Genomic DNA, 19,086 nt, shown 5'->3' on the forward strand with positions numbered 1-19,086 from the left:
CCTACTTTGATTAAATAAATAATTAAAAAATCAATTTACGAGAAAGATCTATTTACACAAAAGATTTGACAGTTTCGTACATGGAAGATAAATCAAAAAAACAACAAAATTATTTTAACAATTAAAGATAATAACGGACATCAATGTCTAGGTGAGTTTCGTTTACAACAGGATGAATCCAAAAATCATAATCGAGTTTTAACATTTGCCGCCTTAGGAAATAATGAAGTAATTTGGGGCGAAAAAAATATAAATTAGTGATTTTCAAAAGGGATTAAGTAGTATATATTGCTACTTAATCCCTTTTTTGTCATAAAAATTTATTAATAGATAGGTGTTTCATAAAGCCGTAAATGCAATAATTAATCCAAATTTTTTTATTAAGTTGTTTGATAGATTTGATCCAACTCTTTTCCAGAATTTATAATCAGACGCACAATTGACAGCTAATTTAGAACGACAAATCAAAAATTGGTTAACAATATCTGATGGCGTATTTTTCATTAAAAATTAAAGCTACTTCTGTATGTCCATTATTAACCCATTTTGTTTTAACATTAGACGCTAATTCTTATCACCTAGATCTTGCACAGGATAAGATTATAAAAGATATACAAAATCTTTTAGCCAAACACAAAAAAGTAGGAATTTTTGCAATTAATGATAATGTAGCAAGTTATATCTATCAAACAGCATTGACTAATAACATAAAAGTACCTGAACAATTGAGTATTGTAGGTTTCGATAACTCACCAATTGCAAAAAAATTGAAGCTTACTACAATTGAACAGAATACAGACAAATTAGCAGAAACCTCTGGGAAGAAATTAATTCAGCTTCTTAAAGGCAAAAAATTTTGGAGCATAAAATACTTATTCCTGTATCTTTAATTGTAAGAAAAACAAGTTAAGAACTTACAGTATCGATCAGACTTAAAAAATAATTTCTTAATTCTTTTGAGATGTATCTAATAAGTGATCAATGGCTTTATTTTTTTCTACCCAATTCTAACGTTCTTAAAGTCGTATGGAACGCCTGTAGGGTTAAAGGAAACTCCCTTTACGGTAGTCTTTAATAATTGTGGCTTAGCAACTTGAACTAATGGAATAGTTCCTTGATCTTTCATCAATACTTTCTCGGCTTCTACTAATCTTGCCCAGCGTTTTACTGGTTGATTGCCGTATACGTTTTCTGATTCATTCAATAGCTTATTGAATTGATTATTGTTCCAGCCGTTGTTCAGGTAGCTTGATCCCTTTTGGAAAACATCCAAGAAGTTGATTGGATCGCCAAAAACAGCCTGCCAGTTTTTTATTGTAGCTTGATAATTACCAGCTGTTTGACGTGAAATCAACTGAGTATATGGAATTGTTTGAACAGAAATTTGAACGCCTGGAAGTTGATCTAGCTTACTTTGAAGAAATTCAGCTGTTTGCTTTGAAGTATCATCATCAGAAACTAACAAGGTAATTTTAATTGAATTAGTCTTAGATTCTTTATACCCCGCGCGAAGTAATTGCTTAGCCTTAGCAAGATTGTACGAAACCGCACTCTTAACGTAAGCATCGTCTTCAAACGAAGTTCCTGTCTTAGGATTTGTGCCCATGCCTGATGGAACGAAGCCTTTGGCAGGAATTGAGCCATCTTTTAAGACATTATTTACTAATTGCTTGCGATTAATTGCTAAGGAAAAGGCTTGGCGCACCCTCAAATTCTTGAATGCTGGAACCTTATTTTCGTTAAGCTCTAGTCTTCTAATTGCCGAAGACAAACGTGCATGGTAGCCTGCTTTATTCTTATTTGCGGCAACCTGCTCGCCGGTAAGTCCAGTCTCATCTGCCTTACCTGCTTCAAAAAGATTATAGCTAGTCGTAGTAGATTCGCTAACCTGTTCGTTAACTTTATTTAACTTAACGTTTTTAGCATCCCAATAATTCTTATTCTTAACTAAAGTCCAAGTCTTGTTGTTGCCATTCCATTTAGTAAGTGTGAACGGACCCGAAGAAACGGTGTATTTAGCTTGCGTACCGTATAACTTACCATATTTTTGAACTACTTTTTGGTTTTGCGGGAAAAATAATGGCCAAGATAATAGAATCTTGAAGTAAGGCAGCGGTCTAGTTAATTGAATTCTCAAATGATATTTAGAAGGAGCAGAAACACCCAAGGTATCTGGAGACTTTTGCCCCTTACTGATTGCTTGCGCATTTTTGATCTGGTAAAGATAGAAAGCCATTTGAGACTTAGTTGCTGGGTTAACGGTACGTTCATAAGAATATACAAAATCCTTAGCAGTTAATGGATCACCGTTAGACCATTTTGCGTTTTTTCTAAGATAAAAATCATAAATTTTGCCCTGATTAGAAGTCTTAGCCTTAGTAGCTAGTGATAATTGCGGCTTATTGTTTTTATCAAGACGGTATAATCCATCCCCAGTATTAAGAAGAGCCTGAAAACTGGTAGTGTCCGTTGCTAAAGAAGGATCTTGCGTAGAAAGCTGCGTAATCTCTGACCAATTTAAAATCTGCTTTTTCGAAGCAGTATTACTATTTGATTGCTTACCACAAGCAGCTAAGGTAGCCGCAGCTAGTGCTACTAACCCAAATGAAACAACTTTTTTGCTTATTCTCATAAAAATCTCCTTTGCTAAAAACGGTAAAAAGAAAAACGCCTTACTAGATCATCTTGATCTAATAGGGCGTTCAGTAACGCGGTACCACCTATCTTTATGGAAAACCACCTTGAATCGCGTACGGCCATCTGGCGATACGTTACCGCTATAAAGGGCGGACCCAGAAGTCACTAAAAATTTCGCAACTTCAAGCTCAAAGGCCATTTTCAAAAGTAGGTCGATCATTATCTTTCACCAAGTGATAACTCTCTGTAGAAAGACCGCCAATTTACTTTCCTTATCATCGCTAAATAATTAATATTTATGTTGATTAAAATAATAGTCTGATTTTCTTTAAAAGTCAAACATAATTTTAGCATTTTTTCATTTTTCGTTAATTGCTATTCAGCTAGTTTTATCTCATGACGAGCCGCATTAGCAACTTCATTTAAAATAAAGTCAAACCTATGCTTGATTCTGTTACTTTGATATAATCTTAAACGGCATTTGAACCTCCTTAATATCAAATTCTTGCATAAGGAGGTGAGTACATTGCAGGAATTACTTAACTTTTTCATTGCTGTTGCTGCGAATATCGTTAGTGAATTAATTTCTGATGCACTAAAGAAATTATACGAGGATAGACTACAGAATCGTCACAACCAGCGTAATATTAAGCATCCAAAACTTAAAAAACGCAAATCGCGCAAAAAACGGCACAAATGCTAGTAGTCACATTTAAGTCATAAAGCTTTAGGTTTTATGATTAATCCAAAATAAAAACCGTTACTCTTTTGTACCTTTTGAGTGACGGTTTTTGTTTGCACTATGTTCTGAGTACTAATTGCATTCAGAATTACTTAACTTTCATGTACTATTTTAACATATTCCAAATATTTTTACCAGCTATAGAATTTCTATGAGCTTTGCACTCTTCCAAATATTCAACTATAATGCTCTAGTCTTTTCGTGGTTCATTTAATGTATGACCTTCATATGATAATTCTTTTTTATCAGATTTTACTCCATAAGTGAATTTCGTAAGTACTAGTAAGTACTTAATCATAAATCTACAGTTTCATGATCTAGTCTTATTTATTTCGTAGACACCTACTTAAGTTCAAACGCCAACCTAACTGGATTATGGTCTGCATACTCAAAATGAGTATTGATATTATACGCCTTTGCTTGCACATTTTTCGAAACAATAAAACCTTCACAAATGGTCATATAATTAACTTTAGGATCATATTTCATATCTGTAGTACGAACAGTCGCAACGTTTTCACGATTTTGAGCCTTGATCATAGTAAAATCTTTAGGCAACATTTTTTGATCAAGGACGGATACCCAACTAGGGATTTTTTCTTGATGTTCAAAATGTGTCATCATGTCTTTTCCTAATGCGTGAGTCAACTAACCTAGACTGAAGTCCTGGGCTTAGTGGCTCGTTAGCTTGCGCCAACTAGAACACCAACTTACTTAGATACGGACTATGCTTGTCACTAATAATTTTGCAATTATTAGCGATAGAGATCGTCTAATTACCAAAGCCTTTTAAGTCCGCGAATTGCTAGCTGACTGCTAGGTCAGCTTGGCCCTATCCATCCCCGCATTAAAATACGGGGATGGATAAGGCGTTTTTCATTAAATTAACCCTACGTTCCAGTATAATTATTTTCATGAAAAAAGAAGAACCGAAGTTCTTCTCTATTTCTTAATATTCAATTCTAATCAGTATACTTACCATCATCCTTAACAAATAAGGCAACAATAAAACCAATTACTGTCAAAGCAATGGTAAAGTACATGCCATAATGCACACCATTAGTGAACTTGAAGGCGGCTGAACCGCTGACTGCATTTCTACCAACAGTTAAGAAACTAGTAGCTAAGGCTGTTGCCAATGCACCAACAATCTGTTGCATTGTATTCAAAATAGCAGAACCGTCAGCTGACTCAAGCCCTTTAAGTGAGTTCAAAGCTGAGGTTTGTGATGGTGACATTGCAAGTGGTGCACCAATCATCAAGATAATGTGTGCCAAAATTACGTACCAAATAGCACTGTGAGTAGTTACTAAAGCAAGCATTACAGCACCAACAAAGGCAATTAAAAAACCAAGTCGAGCTGGCCACTTTGCACCAAAACTATCATACATTCTACCAGCCAATGCACTAGTAGCGGCATTGATCAAACCACCTGGAAGCATGATAATCCCAGTTAAAGCAACGGCTACCAATAAACCATTTTGCAAATATTGTGGCAACAAATACATCGCGGATAAGATGATCCCGAAGTCAATCATGACTAAGACAGCACCCAAAGTAAAGTTGCGGTGTTTGAAAACGCGCATATTAAGCACTGGCACATTAAGCTTAAGCTGTCTTCTTACGTAGAATACCAAAGCAATAATACCAATAATCAAGCTGGCTAATACTGGTAATGACAACCACCCCATCTCACTAGCAAAGCTGGCACCAGCGATCAAACCTGAGAAAGCAAAGACTGATAAAATGATTGAAAGCCAGTCAATCTTAGGCTTAGTAATTTGACTAACATTGGTTAAAGTAAACAAACCAATCACAAAGGCAATTACTAAAATCAAAGCAAAAGTAAAGAAGATATCACGCCATGAACCTGCTGCCAAAATTAAACCAGTTAAAGTCGGCCCAATTGCAGGGGCAAACATAATTACTAAAGCTAAGACGCCATTGACTGTTCCCAACTTGTTTGGTGGGAAAATCAACATTGCAATTGTAAACATCAATGGCAAAATGATGCCAGTCCCAATTCCCTGAATCATTCTACCGACTAAAATAATAGAAAAATCATCACCGAATCCTGAAATTAGTGAACCGATAATAAAGGCGCCAAGGCCAAACAGAACTAACTTTTTGGTCGTAAACCACTTAGTCAACAAACTTGAAAGTGGCAGGACAATACCGATTACCAGCATGTAGCCAGTAACCAGCCATTGAATTGAAGACTGACCAACTTGAAGAGCCTTCATCAATTGTGGTAAGGCAATGTTCAATGAAGTTTCACTAAACATCCCTACAAATGCTCCGAGCATTAATGGCAAGATTGCAAGCCAAGGCCGCTTAACATCGATCCGGGCTTTCATTCCACTTTGAGTATTATCCATTAAATTTTCCTCCTTTTTTCTGCAACGTTGATTACTTTAACAGAAAAAATTTTTCTTCGTAAGTAAAAGTTTAATAAAAACGTCTTCACAACAAAAAAGACGATATCTCAGTGATATCGTCTAATCTGATCTTCTATTAATTTTTAATATTGCAAATCACTAAATTGCTTATTAGAATTCTTCTTAGCCAAAGCTTCACTCTTCCAGTAAACCGCATTAGTTGTTCCTTTAGAGTTAGCAGAAACAATTACGCTTTGTCCATTTTCAGTATGTGGTGCTAAGTATGTACTACCTTGACCTGGTTCTTGGCCCATATTAGTGAAACTGTAAAACTTAATTCCATTGATTGTGGTCTGCTTCATGTAGCCTGAACTAGTAGATGAGCCTGAATTCTTTGCCTTCACGTTCATGCTAAAACCAGCTTCATCATTAATCTTATTATCGGTTACAGTCAAGGTATCAATATTACCATTACCAGTATCTGCAGTATACCAGGTTCCCTGTAGACTTGAAGGAATTACACTAGCATCAGCTTGTTTAGTTGCACTAGTAGTATTACCATCACCTTCAAGTTGAGCATCTAACTTGGTATTTTTAGCTAAATTCTGCACTAAGTCAACGTCATTATTTTTATTAATATAATCAACTACATCCTGTAAAGTTACAGTACCAAGATTTCTTTGTTTAACAAAAATAGTAATCTTCTTCTGTGCACCATCACCATTTAACATGTAACGTGCATTACTACTCTTGCCCGTGCCAGAAACTTCATAAACATAACCTGAATCATCAGAAGTAATGCCAGTTGCTACCTTAGTTCTAAAAGCAACATCTAAATTACCATTCTTAGCAGCATTAACGGCAATTTCCCAAGTATCACCATACTTTTGTGCAGCATAAACTGCGATCGCACTTGCCTGAGTTTTATGGTCCATGTTATCTGCGGAAAGTTTAGCAGTGTTTTCTTTCTCACTGCTTGATTCTGAATTGGTCTTACTTGAATTATTCTTAGAAACCTGACTAGACTTCTCTGATTGTGATTGCGTATTTCCTTGTGTACTTTGGCTACATCCAGCTAAAGTTAAAGCAGCTGTTAGAGCAACAAGTACAGTTAATTTACGTTTCAAGAGGATTCCCCTTTTCTAAATAATTTTATCCTTTTCCTAATCATATTATAAAAAATTCTATTAGCCAACTTTTTACGCATTCATTTTACCAAACTTATACTTTTACTAGGTATCATTTAAATTAAAATTTTTTACAAATAATTTAGTTTAAAGTCCTAAATTCGGCATGGCGATGTTCTTGGGCAATCTTAGTAGACTTCCAATAAGTTGCCGTATAATGCCCAGTTGCAACACTATAAGTTACCACAGCCGTATTTTCACCAGATTTTTGAACCGAATACAGCAAGCCAAAGTCTTGTGAATTCAATGTCTGAACGTGATAACAATTAAGACCATTAATATCTTCAATTCTGGCTCTGGCCCACTTCTTAGTTTGTGCTAACGAAGTAGCAGCTATACCTGAATTAGAAATCTGATGAATTTCTTCATCATTAATCGTATGAGCAGTAATTGTCAACTTTTCCCCCTTGTAATTGTACCAAGTACCACGCAATTTGACCGGCACTAAAGCTAGACCGTCATCACCTTTTACGCCATATTTATTTGAGGTAACTGATGCTGCTAAGGTAGTATTAGCTGCTAGTTTTTGCACTACTGTAAATTGATCACGTTTATTCAAATATGATGTAATTTCTTCTAAGCTAGCTGAACCCAACTTTCTTTTTTCATTATAAAAATAAATCGTGTCGCCTTTACTTGTATAAAAAGCATTATGCTCACGGCCATTCCCTGTCACTTCATTGATAAAACCCCTGCCTTGTTTAATCCAACTAAACCCGGTACGGTTTTTTACACTGATACTCAAGTGATTTTTTACAGCGCCTTTATAGGCAGTTTGCCAAGCACCTTTATAGTTCATTGCACCATAAATCGTGATCGCACTAGCTTTTTCTTTATCACTTAACTCTTTGACAATCAACCTTGTTGGAGCTTGTTTTTGAGCAACACTAGATTTCTCCATATTTTGATGATTAGTTTGCTTTTTCTGACTGCAAGCCGTTAAGCCAGCTGCCGTTGCTATTAAACAAAAAGTTGCTAATATCTTTTTCCTCATTACACGACTCCAATACATTCTCAGTTAACACAAAAATATCCCTAATCGTCTTAGGGATATTGAAGTAAAATATGCTTAGTGTCTATATTATATAGCATTTTCAGCTATCTGGAAGCTTATAATTTTTGATTTTTGGTAAAGATTTTGTCCAAACTATCAAATATAATCGTAATTATACTAATTATGATTATATAACGTTTCAAAAAGTATATACTTAAAAAAATCTCGTGGCAATACTTACCGCGAGATTTTCCATTTACTTATCTATTTTTTACCAGTTCATGTAACGTTGACGTTCCCACTCTGAAACTGATTGTGAATACTTGGACCATTCCAATTCTTTGGATTCAATGAAGCTATGCATTAAGTGCTCACCTAATGAACTCTTGATTAAATCATCCTTCTTGAATGCCTTAATTGCGTTGTGAAGAGTAGTTGGCAATGGTTTGATACCATGTTCAGCTCTTTCTTCTTCACTCATTTCAAAAATGTTTTCTTCAACTGGCTTCATTGGCATCTTTTGTTCCTTAATACCATTCAAACCAGCAGTCAAACATGCTGCAAGAAGCAAGTATGGGTTAGCAGTTGGATCAGCTGAACGCATTTCCAAACGAGTATTGATTTCACCAGCACTTGGAATACGTACAAGTGGTGAACGGTTCTTAGCAGCCCAAGCAATGTAAACTGGGGCTTCGAAGCCTGGAATCAAACGCTTATATGAGTTAACAGTTGGATTGCCAATTGCAGTAATTGCACGAGCATGTTCCAAAATACCATTCAAGAAGTAAAGTGCAGTATTTGAAAGGTGGAATTCACCATCTTTATCATAAAAGACGTTCTTGCCATTCTTAAAGAGTGACATGTTGTTGTGCATCCCGTTACCAGCTTGACCTTGAACAGGCTTAGCCATAAAGGTAGCAAACAAACCATGCTTTCTAGCAATTGCACGCGTTACCATCTTGAAGGTTTGACATCTATCAGCAGTAGTCAACGCATCATCAAATCTAAAGTCGATTTCTTGTTGACCATCACCTACTTCATGGTGAGCTGCTTCAACTTCAAAGCCCATGCCTTCAAGAGTTTCAACGATATCACGACGGCAACGTGCGCCTTCATCATCTGAAGTCATATCAAAGTATGAAGCGTGATCTGGAACTTCGGTAGTCCAGTTGCCATTTTCATCTAACTTGAAAAGATGGAATTCCATTTCAAAACCGATATCGAAAGTATCAAAACCAGCTTCCTTCATTTCACCAAGAACACGCTTCAAGTTGTTTCTTGGATCACCAGCAAATGGCTTACCATCAGTGGTGTGAACTGAACAAATTAAACGACCAATCTTGCCACCGTGTTCGTCACCCCAAGGTAAAACTGTCCAAGTTGAGAAGTCTGGGTATAAAACCATGTCACTTTCTTCAAGACGAACAAAACCATCAATTGAAGAGCCGTCAAAACGAATATCGTTAGTCAAGACCTTGTCCAATTGGCTCCTAGGTACTTCTACAGCCTTCTCAGTACCGTTAATATCAGTGAAGCATAGACGTAAAAATCTAACGTCCTTGTCTTCTACTTCTTGTTTAATTTCTTCTGCTGTATATTGTTTACTCATAGCTAATCCACCTATAAAAACAAAAATATATTAAATTGGTTTGGTCCTATGATTTGTTTTTATCTCCTAGAACTGTCTAATACAATAGCAGACCAATTAAAAAAAGTCAAATTGGTCTAGTGATTATTTTTAAACTTTACTTTTTGTTAAAAAAAGTATCACGAACCGCATTAATGATTGCAACCTTGTCATGTGCATAGGTTAAGCCACCTTGCATATAAACAGCGTAAGGTGGTCTAATCGGACCATCTGCTGAAAATTCAATGGTTGAACCAGAAATAAAATTACCTGCAGCCATAATAATCTTGTCTTCATAACCTTCCATATGTACTGCCTCAGGAGTAACAAAAGAATCGATCGGTGAATTCTTTTGCACTTCTTGCACAAATTTCACCATTTGCTTAGGATTGCCAAAAATAATCGTTTCAATGATATCACTACGCTTTTCATCCCAAGCGGGAGTGACATTCATACCCATTTTAGCAAATAAAGCAGCCGCAAAAATCATGCCTTTTTCAGCCATTCCGGTAACGTTAGGAGCTAAGAAAAATCCTTCGTAAAAGTCATGCAAATTTCCGACAGTAGCACCTTCATCCGTACAACCTGGTGCAGTTAACTCAAGTTTGGCATTTTCAACCAAATCCTTTTTACCAACAATATAGCCACCGGTCTTAGCTAGACCACCACCGGCATTCTTAATCAATGAGCCTGCCATAAGGTCAGCGCCATATTCTGTTGGTTCATGCTTTTCAGAAAATTCACCATAGCAATTATCAATAAATACAATACTCTTGGGGCTAACTTGCTTTACAAAGACTATCATTTTCTTAATTTGGTCAACTGTAAAAGTCTTCCGCGTAGAATAACCACGCGAGCGTTGAATTGCCACAATCTTTGGTTGATCACGCTTTAAGATCTTTTCGGCTTCATCATAATCAATCAGACCATCTTCAGTTAATGGCACATGAGAAAAATGAATTCCGCGTTCAGCCAATGTACCGCGCTTATAATCAGTTAAGCCAATTACCTTTTGCAAAGTATCATATGGCTGACCCGTCAAGTAAGTTAAAGTATCGCCATATTTTAAATTGCCAGCCAAAGCAACAAACAAAGTATGCGTTCCAGAAACAAACTGTGGACGGACAACTGCTGCTTCAGTTTGAAAAACTTGAGCATAAATCTCATCCAGCTTATCTCGTCCCATATCATCATCGCCATAGCCATTAGCTCCATTTAAGTCAGCTTCGGCCACATCGTGATCTTGATAAGCTGCCAAAACTTTAGCCGTATTATAAACAATTTGATCTTCAATCTCAGCTAATTTTGGAGCGATCTGCTGATCAACTTCTTTAACAATTTTTTGTAATTTTTCTGGTAAATTATTCATTCTTCCATTCCTTAACTTTAGCTAATATCTTCTGTTCACAACCCGGATCATTCAAAGGATCAAACCAAGTCACTGGTAATTTATTTCTAAAATAAGTCAACTGCCTTTTTGCATAACGTCGTGAAGCCGTCTTTAAGTCTTCAATACACTGTTCTAGCGTTTCTTGACCTTCAAAATAAGGGAAAAATTCCTTATAAGCAATCGCCTGCAGTACTTGATACTCACGTGCCCTATTTTGATAGACAAATTTTGCTTCATCGAGCATCCCATGTTCCATCATCTGATCAACCCGCAAATTAATGCGCTGATAAATCTCTTGACGATCAGAATTTAGCCCAATAATCAAATAATCATAACGCGGCTCAATTTGTTTTTGTTGCTGCGAGAACTTTTTGCCAGTGCGTTCAATCACCGTTAAAGCACGCATGGTCCGGCGACTATTAGCTACTGGTATCTTTTTGGCAGCTTGAGGATCTTGCTCATTTAAAACTCGCCACAGTTTTTGAGCGCCATTTTCTTTTAAATAGTTTTCCCATTTCTGCGAAACGCTTCGCTCTTCAGGTGTTTTTTCACCTAGCTGCATTTTATTTAACAAGGCATTAACATAAAAGCCGGTCCCACCAGCAATAATTGGCAATTTACCTTTTTGACTAATTGCCGCAATTGCTTGAGTTGCTTGATCGACAAAGTTTTTAACGGAATATTCATCAAACACAGATTGCGTATCAACCAAGTAATGTTTCACTTGAGCTTGCTCTTGGGCAGTTGCCTTAGCCGTGCCGATCGCTACTTCTTGGTAAACTTGCATAGAATCGCCGGAGACAATCTCGCCATTCAATTTTTTAGCCAAATCAATTGCTAAATCAGTTTTTCCAATTGCTGTTGGTCCTACAATTGCTAGTACTTTCTGCATCCCATCACCTTTCTTTTCTTCGTTTTGATACAAAAAAAGAGCGCATTAGAGTTACTTCTCCAAATGCGTCTTTTTAATCTAATATTTTGACTTCTTAGTTCGACCATCCCAAGCTTCAAAGCCATCTTTAAGCCAATGGATAGAAACAAAACCCTTTTTCTTCAAAAAACGGGCAGCTCTCAGGGTAATGGTCTTTGAATCTGAGTAAAGATAAACTGGCAAGTCGCTTCTAAGCTCAGTATATTGATACTTAAGCATGGTATATGGCAAGTTACGAGCGCCATCAATATGCTTGCGTTTAAACGGTTCTTTTTCACGCAGATCAATAATTTGTGCCTTACGCATGCCTTCTTTAAATTCTTCATTAGTCAATTCGCCACCGATTGATTTTGCCTGAATCTTATTCCAAGCCCAGAAACCAACCATGACTAAAATGATAACTAATAAAACTAAATCTAAGACAATTAAAAAACTCGACATAAACTAAATCTGCCCTTTCCTAAAAAACTTACATCTATTATGATACCGCTAAACTAATTTACTGGCTATCATTTTTCGGGTCTTTGACCGCCTTTTTTTGTTCATTTTTGACTTCAATTCGGTGCTCTCGACTTAAAATCATCTTGGCAATCAAATAATCATGTTGATCAATTAAACCAGCGCGCTTAATGTTATCAAGTTCCAAGGCCATTAATTCAATGTCCCAGATTCTTTTGCCCACATGAACTAAAATACCGTATTTTTCTAATAATTGTTGTACATCATATAGAGTTTTCATTAAAAATTAATTATCATTCCTGTTCTAACAGTCCAAACAACATAAACAATTAGCACTGCAGCAGCCAAGACGCGCCACTTCGGATTGTAAGTCTTCATTACTCGATCGCCTAAAATAATTGCCAACAAAAACCCCGCAATCAAGCCGCCAAGATGACCCCAGATATCGATTCCTGGTACAAAAATATCCAGCGCTAAGTTAATTAAGGCTAAAACAAAGGCTTGCCGCCCTAAAAAGGCAATCATTGGATTATGAATATTCCGCAAGCCGATTGCAGTCATCGCTCCAAACAAGCCAAATAAGGCGGTTGAGGCACCTGCGCTAAGTCCACGATCTGCGCTAAAAGCTAAACTCATCAAGTTACCACCAATTCCGGCCAAAAGATAAGTTATTAAAAAGCGCACATGCCCCATTAGTGGCTCCATGTATTGCCCCATGTAGTAAATAATGATGGCATTGGAAACTAAATGCATGATACCAATATGCAAAAACTGGGCCGTAAATAAACGCCACCATTGATGACCAGCTACTACAGCAAAGTTATTCATGGCTCCCATTTTCATCAAAACATTAGTATTCTCTGAGCCACCTAAAAATACTTCAACTAAAAAGACTACTAGTAAAACAATTAAAATTCCTAAAGTCACAAATGATTGTGAGAGGTTAACCTTTCGTTCAGTATTCATCGAATCCCCCTTATTTTCGTCATTGTGCTTATTTTAATAAATTTTATCAGGAGTAACAATTGTTTGAATCGGAATATCAGTTTTTTCAACCGGCCAAATACTAGTTTCAAATTGCATCTTGCTGTTAGCTAAAGCGACAGTTTTAGCAGTGTGTTTAGCTAAAAAACGATCATAATAACCGCCGCCAAAGCCGACTCTAATGTGCGAATCTAAAGCAAAAGCCAAACCTGGCACAATAATTAAATCTAAGTCATTATTGATTTCAGCAGCTTCATCGGCAACTTCTTCAATGCCAAATTTAGACTTGACCAATTTACTCATATAAGTGTAGCGCAAAAAATCTAAAGTATGAGCTTGGTCATTTCTGGCTTTTGCCAAATAAACATCCTTCCCCATATCCCACAAGCGAGCAATTAATTCTGAAGTATCTACTTCTAGTGGCAATGAGGCAGTTACACCAATTCTTTGACTTTCTTTAATTAAATCAGTCGCCATTAGTTTTTCTAATAAAACAGTATCTTCTGCTTTCTTTTCTTCAGTCTCTGCAAATTCTTTTAACTTATTAATTTGTTCTCTTCTTAATTCTGATTTCTTCATTTTTTTGCCTAAAAAACAAAAAATAGCAGGCACGTAACCTGCTATCTTGGTTTATTACTTAGTTTCACGGTGAAGTGTTGCGCGTCTTTCAACTGGGCAATACTTCTTTAAAGATAAACGTTCCGGATGCTTACGCTTGTTCTTCTTAGATAAGTAACTTCTATCGCCACATTCGGTGCATTCTAAAATGATGTTATCTGCCATTTTTTTCACCACCTACACTTTTATTCTGACTGTACTAGAATAGCATTTTTCAAGCTATTTGACCAGTATTATTCTTTATTTTGTTGAATGAAGCTTGAAATAATCTTGAACCATTGCTTTAGCAACTTGTAAAGTATAAGTTCCTTCACCATCAGGATCAAGTCCTGGGAAGACAACCGCGATCGCTAATTTTGGATTGTTAGATGGCGCATAGCCAATAAAGGTTGCGTTGATTAACTCAATGTTATGCTTTCTATTAGGATGTTCAGCATCATAGTAGAAAGTCTGCGCCGTACCAGTCTTACCAGAAATTGATGGTTTAACATTCTTCAATGGGTGAGCAGTTCCCCAGCCGTTTGTTCCGTGAACAACGCGGTAGAAACCTTGCTTAACCACATTTAATTCAGCCAAAGTCCAAGGAATTACCTGTTGCACATTTGGTTTTTTATTGTAATTGATGTAAACCTTCTTGCCATCCTTGCTGGTCTTACCAACTGATTGGACAATATATGGCTGCAATCTCTTACCACCATTGGCAATGGTTGATACATACTGAACTAATTGAATTGGTGTATAGGCATCATAGTTACCATAAGCCAAGTCAAGAACAGAACCGGAAAGGATATTGCCTTTATCATTAAATGATTTACCTTCAATCCCTGATACTTCACCAGGAAGGTCAACACCGGTCTTTTGTCCTAAACCAAACATGGCAAAATTACGCCGCAAAATGTTAAAGGCATCATTTGGCATGTGAATGTAGCTCTTAGGTACATAACTTGCCTTAACCCACTTCATTGCTAAGTGCATCATGTAAATGTTACTTGAAACTTCCAAGGCAGTTTCTGCATCAAGTGAACTAAAAGTGCCAACTGGGTAAACGGATTTCTTAACTGGTGAACCTGGTAAATAAATTGGTGTATCAGGCAAAGTATTATTGTCTGGGGTAATAACCTTGTTAATCAAACCACCACCAACAGTAGCGCCCTTTACAACTGACCCCATAACAAATGATTGGTTAATTACACCTAAGGCGTTATCAGTTGTCTTACCAGTATTGGTATTACGGTTAATTCCAGCTACAGCTAACAGAGCACCAGTTTGCGGATTCATTGCTACTGCATAAGCACCATTAGAATATCTAGCAGCACCATTACCAACAGCTGAGCTATAAACTCGTTTCAAAGCAGCTTGGACCTGCTTTTGATATTGAGCATCAATCGTCAACATTAAGCTGGCACCAGCTTGACCATTATAAACAGTCTTAGTCTGTTGAATATTACCGTTAGATTTAGTAACTACCTGATTAGTAGACTTGGTCCCCTTCAAAAGTGGTTCATATTCTTTTTCAAGGTAAGAAGTACCTACACGATCGTTACGTGAGTAACCATTTCTTAAGTAGTACTGCAAACTATCGCTAGGTAAACCTGACTTTTCAGTTGAAACAGAACCAATAATACTTTGAATCGAAGAACCATTAGGATATGATCTTTGCCAGTCTGTTCCGATCCCTACACCGGGTAATTCTGACAAGTGTTCACCTACTTGAGCAATTTCTCGATCAGTTAAACCCTTATTTTTAATATAAATCGTCGACAGAGTGTAAGCTCCTGAAATCTTATTAAAAATTAAAGCTGCGGTCTTTTGCTTAGTGGTCAATGTAGGATTCATTTTTTCCACATAAGCCAATTCCGCCTGATAGACTTCTGAGTTAGTCTTCTTATTGCCATCAGCATCTATTTTAGCCGACTTAGGCAACGCAGCTGAAACCTTGGTATTATTATTCTCATCAGCTAAATAATAATCTGCCACCATTTGCTTTGTCGGCTTTTCATCGCTAATCTTGATATAATTACTCAAGGCATTTGAAATCTTATAGATATCTTCTGTTGTCGTTGAAGCGCTCTTGGTATAAGTGATGGCATTAGTTGCCTTATTCCCTACCAAAACACGACCTTTAGCATCATACATGACCCCACGCGGTACTTGATGCGACACAACAGTTGAATCAGTTTTTTGAACTTCTGCCTTAAAACGTGAACCATAAACTAGTTGCAAATAAGCCAATTGCCCAATTAACATGGCAAATAGAACTAAAATTACTCCTAGGATGATTCGCATTCTAATTGGAGTTGAGGACTGTTTATTAGAACCAGTCCCACTATTTTTTCTAAAATAATTCACGTAAATCACCTTTACTAAAACTAGATGTATTTTAACAAAAAGTAAACATCAATTCTACAATTCATAAGGGAGCTTATATCTTTTTTAATGATGATAAAATTTCTTAATTCAAACCGTATCACAATTAACCGCAAAAATATCTTTTACTGGCTTAGTTTCTTACTACCAACCATAATTTTTTTAAGCTATTTTTTCTACACTAAAAATGGCGTGCTGACTGTTGATTTAGGCCAGCAATACGTGGATTTTCTAGCTTTCTTTCAGCGTAATTTGTTTACCCATCCATTGCGCCTGATTTATTCTTTTTCAAACGGTTTAGGCGGTTCAATGCTGGCAACTGATGCCTATTATCTCTGCAGTCCCTTTAATCTACTATTATTTTTATTCCCGCAGAGTTTTTTACCGCAAGCAATTTTGCTTATTATTGCCCTAAAAATCGGTGCAGCAGGACTAGCAGCTTACTATTATTGGCAGCAAAAGATCATTAATCCTTTTTACGCTTTAGCAGCTAGTTCTGCTTATGCACTTTCTGGTTATGTGATTGGTAATCATTACAATTTAATGTGGCTCGACTCTGTAATTTTGCTTCCTCTATTAATTAGCGCAATTGATCGTTTATTAGCCAAGCAAAAAAATCAATTAATCTTGATCACCTTCCTACTCTGGTTTACCAATTTTTACACTGGTTTTATGACCTTGGCCTTTGGTTTGCTTTATTTTTTGAATAAATTGTTTTTCACTAACAAGCAAGATCGTTGGCAATTTATCGGGATTTATTTAGGAAAAAGCATTTTAGCTTCCTTTTTAGATGCTTTTATGCTTTTTCCTGTTTTGGTTGAGATGTTGCAAGGCAAAGCAACTACAGCTGCTAATTGGAGTCTAGGCTGGCAATTCCCACCAGTTGACCAATTAGCTAAGTTAGCCCCGGGAGCTTATAATTTCCATGAAATGCAAACAGGGATGCCTAATATTTACTTAACTATGCCATTTTTATTGCTGGCAATCTTATATTTCTTAAGTAAAAAAATTGCCTGGCAACAAAAATTAGCTAATGGCATCTTGCTTATTTTCCTAATTGCTTCCCTGTTTTGGACTCCATTAGTTTTATTATGGCACTTAGGTCAATTCCCCGTTTGGTATCCTGGCCGCTTTAGCTTTGTGTTGATCTTTTTAATGCTTAATCTGGGGGTTATTGCTCTCAAGCAAAATGAGCAGATTGCTTACTGGCAAACGGGGATTTTAACTCTCTTAGCTTTAGGCCTAATCACTTATTTAGTCCTTAATGCAAAGAACTTTGATTTTTTAAATGAAGATGCTCAAATTGCAACTGGTGCTTTTTTAACGCTGGGCATCTTATTTACCGGCTTCATTTACCGCCAACATAGCTTTGCGGCACCATTTTTCTATTTAGTAATTGAACTAGAATTAATCGTTAACCTAGTTTTATCTTTAGGTAATTTAACCTACCAAAAAAATAGCGATTATCAGAATTTTACTGCCAATACCAGTCAAGCAGTAGCATATGAAAATCAACACGATTCGGGCTTTTACCGTACAGAAAAAACTTTTTATCGTTCTGATGATGATCCCTTTAGTAGTAGCTATTATGGCCTGAGTAACTTTAATTCAATTTCTGATCAAAATGTGCTCAAACTAATGAATAATCTAGGCTTTTTAAATAATAGCAATTCCTACACTAACTTTGGCGGCACTCCTGTAACGGATGATCTGCTTGGCATTAAATATTATCTTTTACCTAATGATGAAATCACGCCGCTTAAAAGTGGCAAGCAAATGAAATACGATAATCCTAATCATCGCATTGATGCTGGCGATTATTACCTACAAAAACATTTTGAGCAGGTATATTTAATGAAGAATAATTCTGCCTTGCCACTATTGTTTTTAACACCAAATAAAGTCAAAAAGGTAATTTTTGATCCTTCAAATATTACAGGTAATCAAATCAAATTTTTCCAAGCAGTTACTAATTCAAAAGTACAACTCTTTCACCAAGTTAAATGGCCTCAAGCTAGGTTAATTAATATCGTTAACTTGAAGAATAATCAATTGCAATATCACCGCAAAAATGGAAACAAAATTGCACGAATCATTTTCAACTTTAGACCAACGACAGATGATTCTTACTATCTTGAATTGCCCGGTGAAATTGATGACGGTACAGCCTCAATGACCGTTAATGGTACTAATATCAACCTAGCAGTCCGCGATCCCAATACCCGTTTAATCAATTTGGGCAGTCGTCAACGTGGTCAACGCCTGCAGGTTACGATGGAACTAAAAAAAGATCAACTTGACCTTAATGATGTACATTTATGGCGCTTGAATATTAGTAAACTTGAACAGATTATGCACGCTTTTAAGCAAAAACAGCCTAAGTTTAATCAAAGTTCTGCTTTAACTATTAAGTCCCAACCTTTTACTACAACAAAAAAGATGACACTAGCTTCAACAATTCCTAATAACTTTAACTGGCTTATTTTAGATAATGGAAAAATTATTCCTAAAAACAAAATATTATTCATGAATACTTTCTTGAACTTTAACTTAAAGTCAGGTCACCATCAACTCACCTTAATCTACATTCCATGGATTTTTATCTTTGGCTTGCTGATTAGCCTGATCAGCTTAATAATTTTGCTGATAATTAGAAAAAGAAGCCGGTGTTAACGCTAACAGTGAAATTTTTACTAGACCTAGCATATGAAAATATAATACAATGTATACGTTATCATTCGGATAAATTAATAATAGAAAGAAGATTTACAA

The 19,086-nt window shown here is 36.3% G+C and carries 16 protein-coding genes, 1 pseudogene and 1 other annotated feature; of the genes and pseudogenes, 3 read left to right on the forward strand and 14 right to left on the reverse strand.

Translation table 11 applies throughout. The annotated features are described in order from the left end of the window. Nucleotides 1–87: 87 nt before the first annotated feature. Together Q0Y84_RS12320 and Q0Y84_RS05630 are read left to right on the forward strand one after the other, a co-directional pair. Nucleotides 88–258: a hypothetical protein gene (locus tag Q0Y84_RS12320; protein WP_366791528.1), complete on the forward strand. Its 171-nt coding sequence runs from the start codon at nt 88–90 to the stop codon at nt 256–258. Between the two features lie 230 nt (nt 259–488). Beyond that, complete coding sequence (locus Q0Y84_RS05630; RefSeq protein WP_297951557.1) at nt 489–890, forward strand: substrate-binding domain-containing protein; 402 nt, start codon at nt 489–491, stop codon at nt 888–890. Nucleotides 891–997: 107 nt separating this feature from the next. On the opposite strand, the gene Q0Y84_RS05635 is transcribed toward Q0Y84_RS05630, so the two are convergent. From Q0Y84_RS05635 to Q0Y84_RS05700, 14 genes and pseudogenes are all read right to left on the reverse strand, one after another. Beyond that, nucleotides 998–2,632 (reverse strand): peptide ABC transporter substrate-binding protein, encoded by a 1,635-nt coding sequence (locus tag Q0Y84_RS05635; protein ID WP_297951558.1) that lies wholly within the window; start codon nt 2,630–2,632, stop codon nt 998–1,000. A 59-nt stretch (nt 2,633–2,691) separates the two neighbouring features. Beyond that, nucleotides 2,692–2,925, reverse strand: a binding site (T-box leader). Nucleotides 2,926–3,721: 796 nt separating this feature from the next. After that, nucleotides 3,722–4,021: pseudogene (locus Q0Y84_RS05640) on the reverse strand (endonuclease); the annotation flags it as partial. A 320-nt stretch (nt 4,022–4,341) separates the two neighbouring features. Beyond that, nucleotides 4,342–5,757: a DHA2 family efflux MFS transporter permease subunit gene (locus Q0Y84_RS05645; protein ID WP_297951559.1), complete on the reverse strand. Its 1,416-nt coding sequence runs from the start codon at nt 5,755–5,757 to the stop codon at nt 4,342–4,344. Nucleotides 5,758–5,900: 143 nt separating this feature from the next. Beyond that, the gene (locus tag Q0Y84_RS05650) at nt 5,901–6,884 is read right to left on the reverse strand and encodes a hypothetical protein (RefSeq protein WP_297951560.1); all 984 of its coding nucleotides are present in this window, start codon (nt 6,882–6,884) and stop codon (nt 5,901–5,903) included. A gap of 142 nt (nt 6,885–7,026) precedes the next feature. Next, nucleotides 7,027–7,938 (reverse strand): ABC transporter, encoded by a 912-nt coding sequence (locus Q0Y84_RS05655; protein ID WP_297951561.1) that lies wholly within the window; start codon nt 7,936–7,938, stop codon nt 7,027–7,029. Between the two features lie 271 nt (nt 7,939–8,209). Further along, nucleotides 8,210–9,547, reverse strand: coding sequence for a type I glutamate--ammonia ligase (gene glnA / locus Q0Y84_RS05660; protein ID WP_297951562.1), 1,338 nt, complete (start codon nt 9,545–9,547; stop codon nt 8,210–8,212). A 136-nt stretch (nt 9,548–9,683) separates the two neighbouring features. Next, nucleotides 9,684–10,934 carry an aminotransferase class V-fold PLP-dependent enzyme gene (locus tag Q0Y84_RS05665; RefSeq protein ID WP_297951563.1) on the reverse strand — a complete coding sequence of 417 codons (1,251 nt, stop codon included), beginning with the start codon at nt 10,932–10,934 and terminating at the stop codon, nt 9,684–9,686. Then, nucleotides 10,927–11,847 carry a tRNA (adenosine(37)-N6)-dimethylallyltransferase MiaA gene (miaA, locus tag Q0Y84_RS05670; protein ID WP_297951564.1) on the reverse strand — a complete coding sequence of 307 codons (921 nt, stop codon included), beginning with the start codon at nt 11,845–11,847 and terminating at the stop codon, nt 10,927–10,929. The genes Q0Y84_RS05665 and miaA overlap by 8 nt, the downstream gene beginning before the upstream one ends. Before the next feature lie 78 nt (nt 11,848–11,925). After that, nucleotides 11,926–12,327 (reverse strand): rhodanese-like domain-containing protein, encoded by a 402-nt coding sequence (locus tag Q0Y84_RS05675; protein WP_297951565.1) that lies wholly within the window; start codon nt 12,325–12,327, stop codon nt 11,926–11,928. Nucleotides 12,328–12,385: 58 nt separating this feature from the next. After that, nucleotides 12,386–12,625, reverse strand: coding sequence for a YqgQ family protein (locus Q0Y84_RS05680; RefSeq protein ID WP_297951566.1), 240 nt, complete (start codon nt 12,623–12,625; stop codon nt 12,386–12,388). Further along, nucleotides 12,625–13,311, reverse strand: coding sequence for a rhomboid family intramembrane serine protease (locus Q0Y84_RS05685; RefSeq protein WP_297951567.1), 687 nt, complete (start codon nt 13,309–13,311; stop codon nt 12,625–12,627). The genes Q0Y84_RS05680 and Q0Y84_RS05685 overlap by 1 nt, the downstream gene beginning before the upstream one ends. A gap of 33 nt (nt 13,312–13,344) precedes the next feature. Continuing rightward, a complete protein-coding gene (locus tag Q0Y84_RS05690) occupies nt 13,345–13,908 on the reverse strand; it encodes a 5-formyltetrahydrofolate cyclo-ligase (protein WP_297951568.1) in 564 nt (187 codons plus the stop codon). Between the two features lie 54 nt (nt 13,909–13,962). After that, nucleotides 13,963–14,112: a 50S ribosomal protein L33 gene (gene rpmG, locus Q0Y84_RS05695; protein ID WP_003548272.1), complete on the reverse strand. Its 150-nt coding sequence runs from the start codon at nt 14,110–14,112 to the stop codon at nt 13,963–13,965. A 75-nt stretch (nt 14,113–14,187) separates the two neighbouring features. Further along, on the reverse strand, nt 14,188–16,296 hold the full coding sequence (locus Q0Y84_RS05700) for a penicillin-binding protein 2 (RefSeq protein ID WP_297951572.1): 2,109 nt from the start codon (nt 16,294–16,296) through the stop codon (nt 14,188–14,190). Between the two features lie 90 nt (nt 16,297–16,386). Between Q0Y84_RS05700 and Q0Y84_RS05705 the strand changes: the two genes are divergently transcribed. Next, a complete protein-coding gene (locus Q0Y84_RS05705; RefSeq protein WP_297951609.1) occupies nt 16,387–18,987 on the forward strand; it encodes a YfhO family protein in 2,601 nt (866 codons plus the stop codon). Nucleotides 18,988–19,086 lie beyond the last annotated feature (99 nt).

It is taken from the genome of uncultured Lactobacillus sp. (genome assembly GCF_947367125.1).
Lineage (GTDB): Bacteria > Bacillota > Bacilli > Lactobacillales > Lactobacillaceae > Lactobacillus.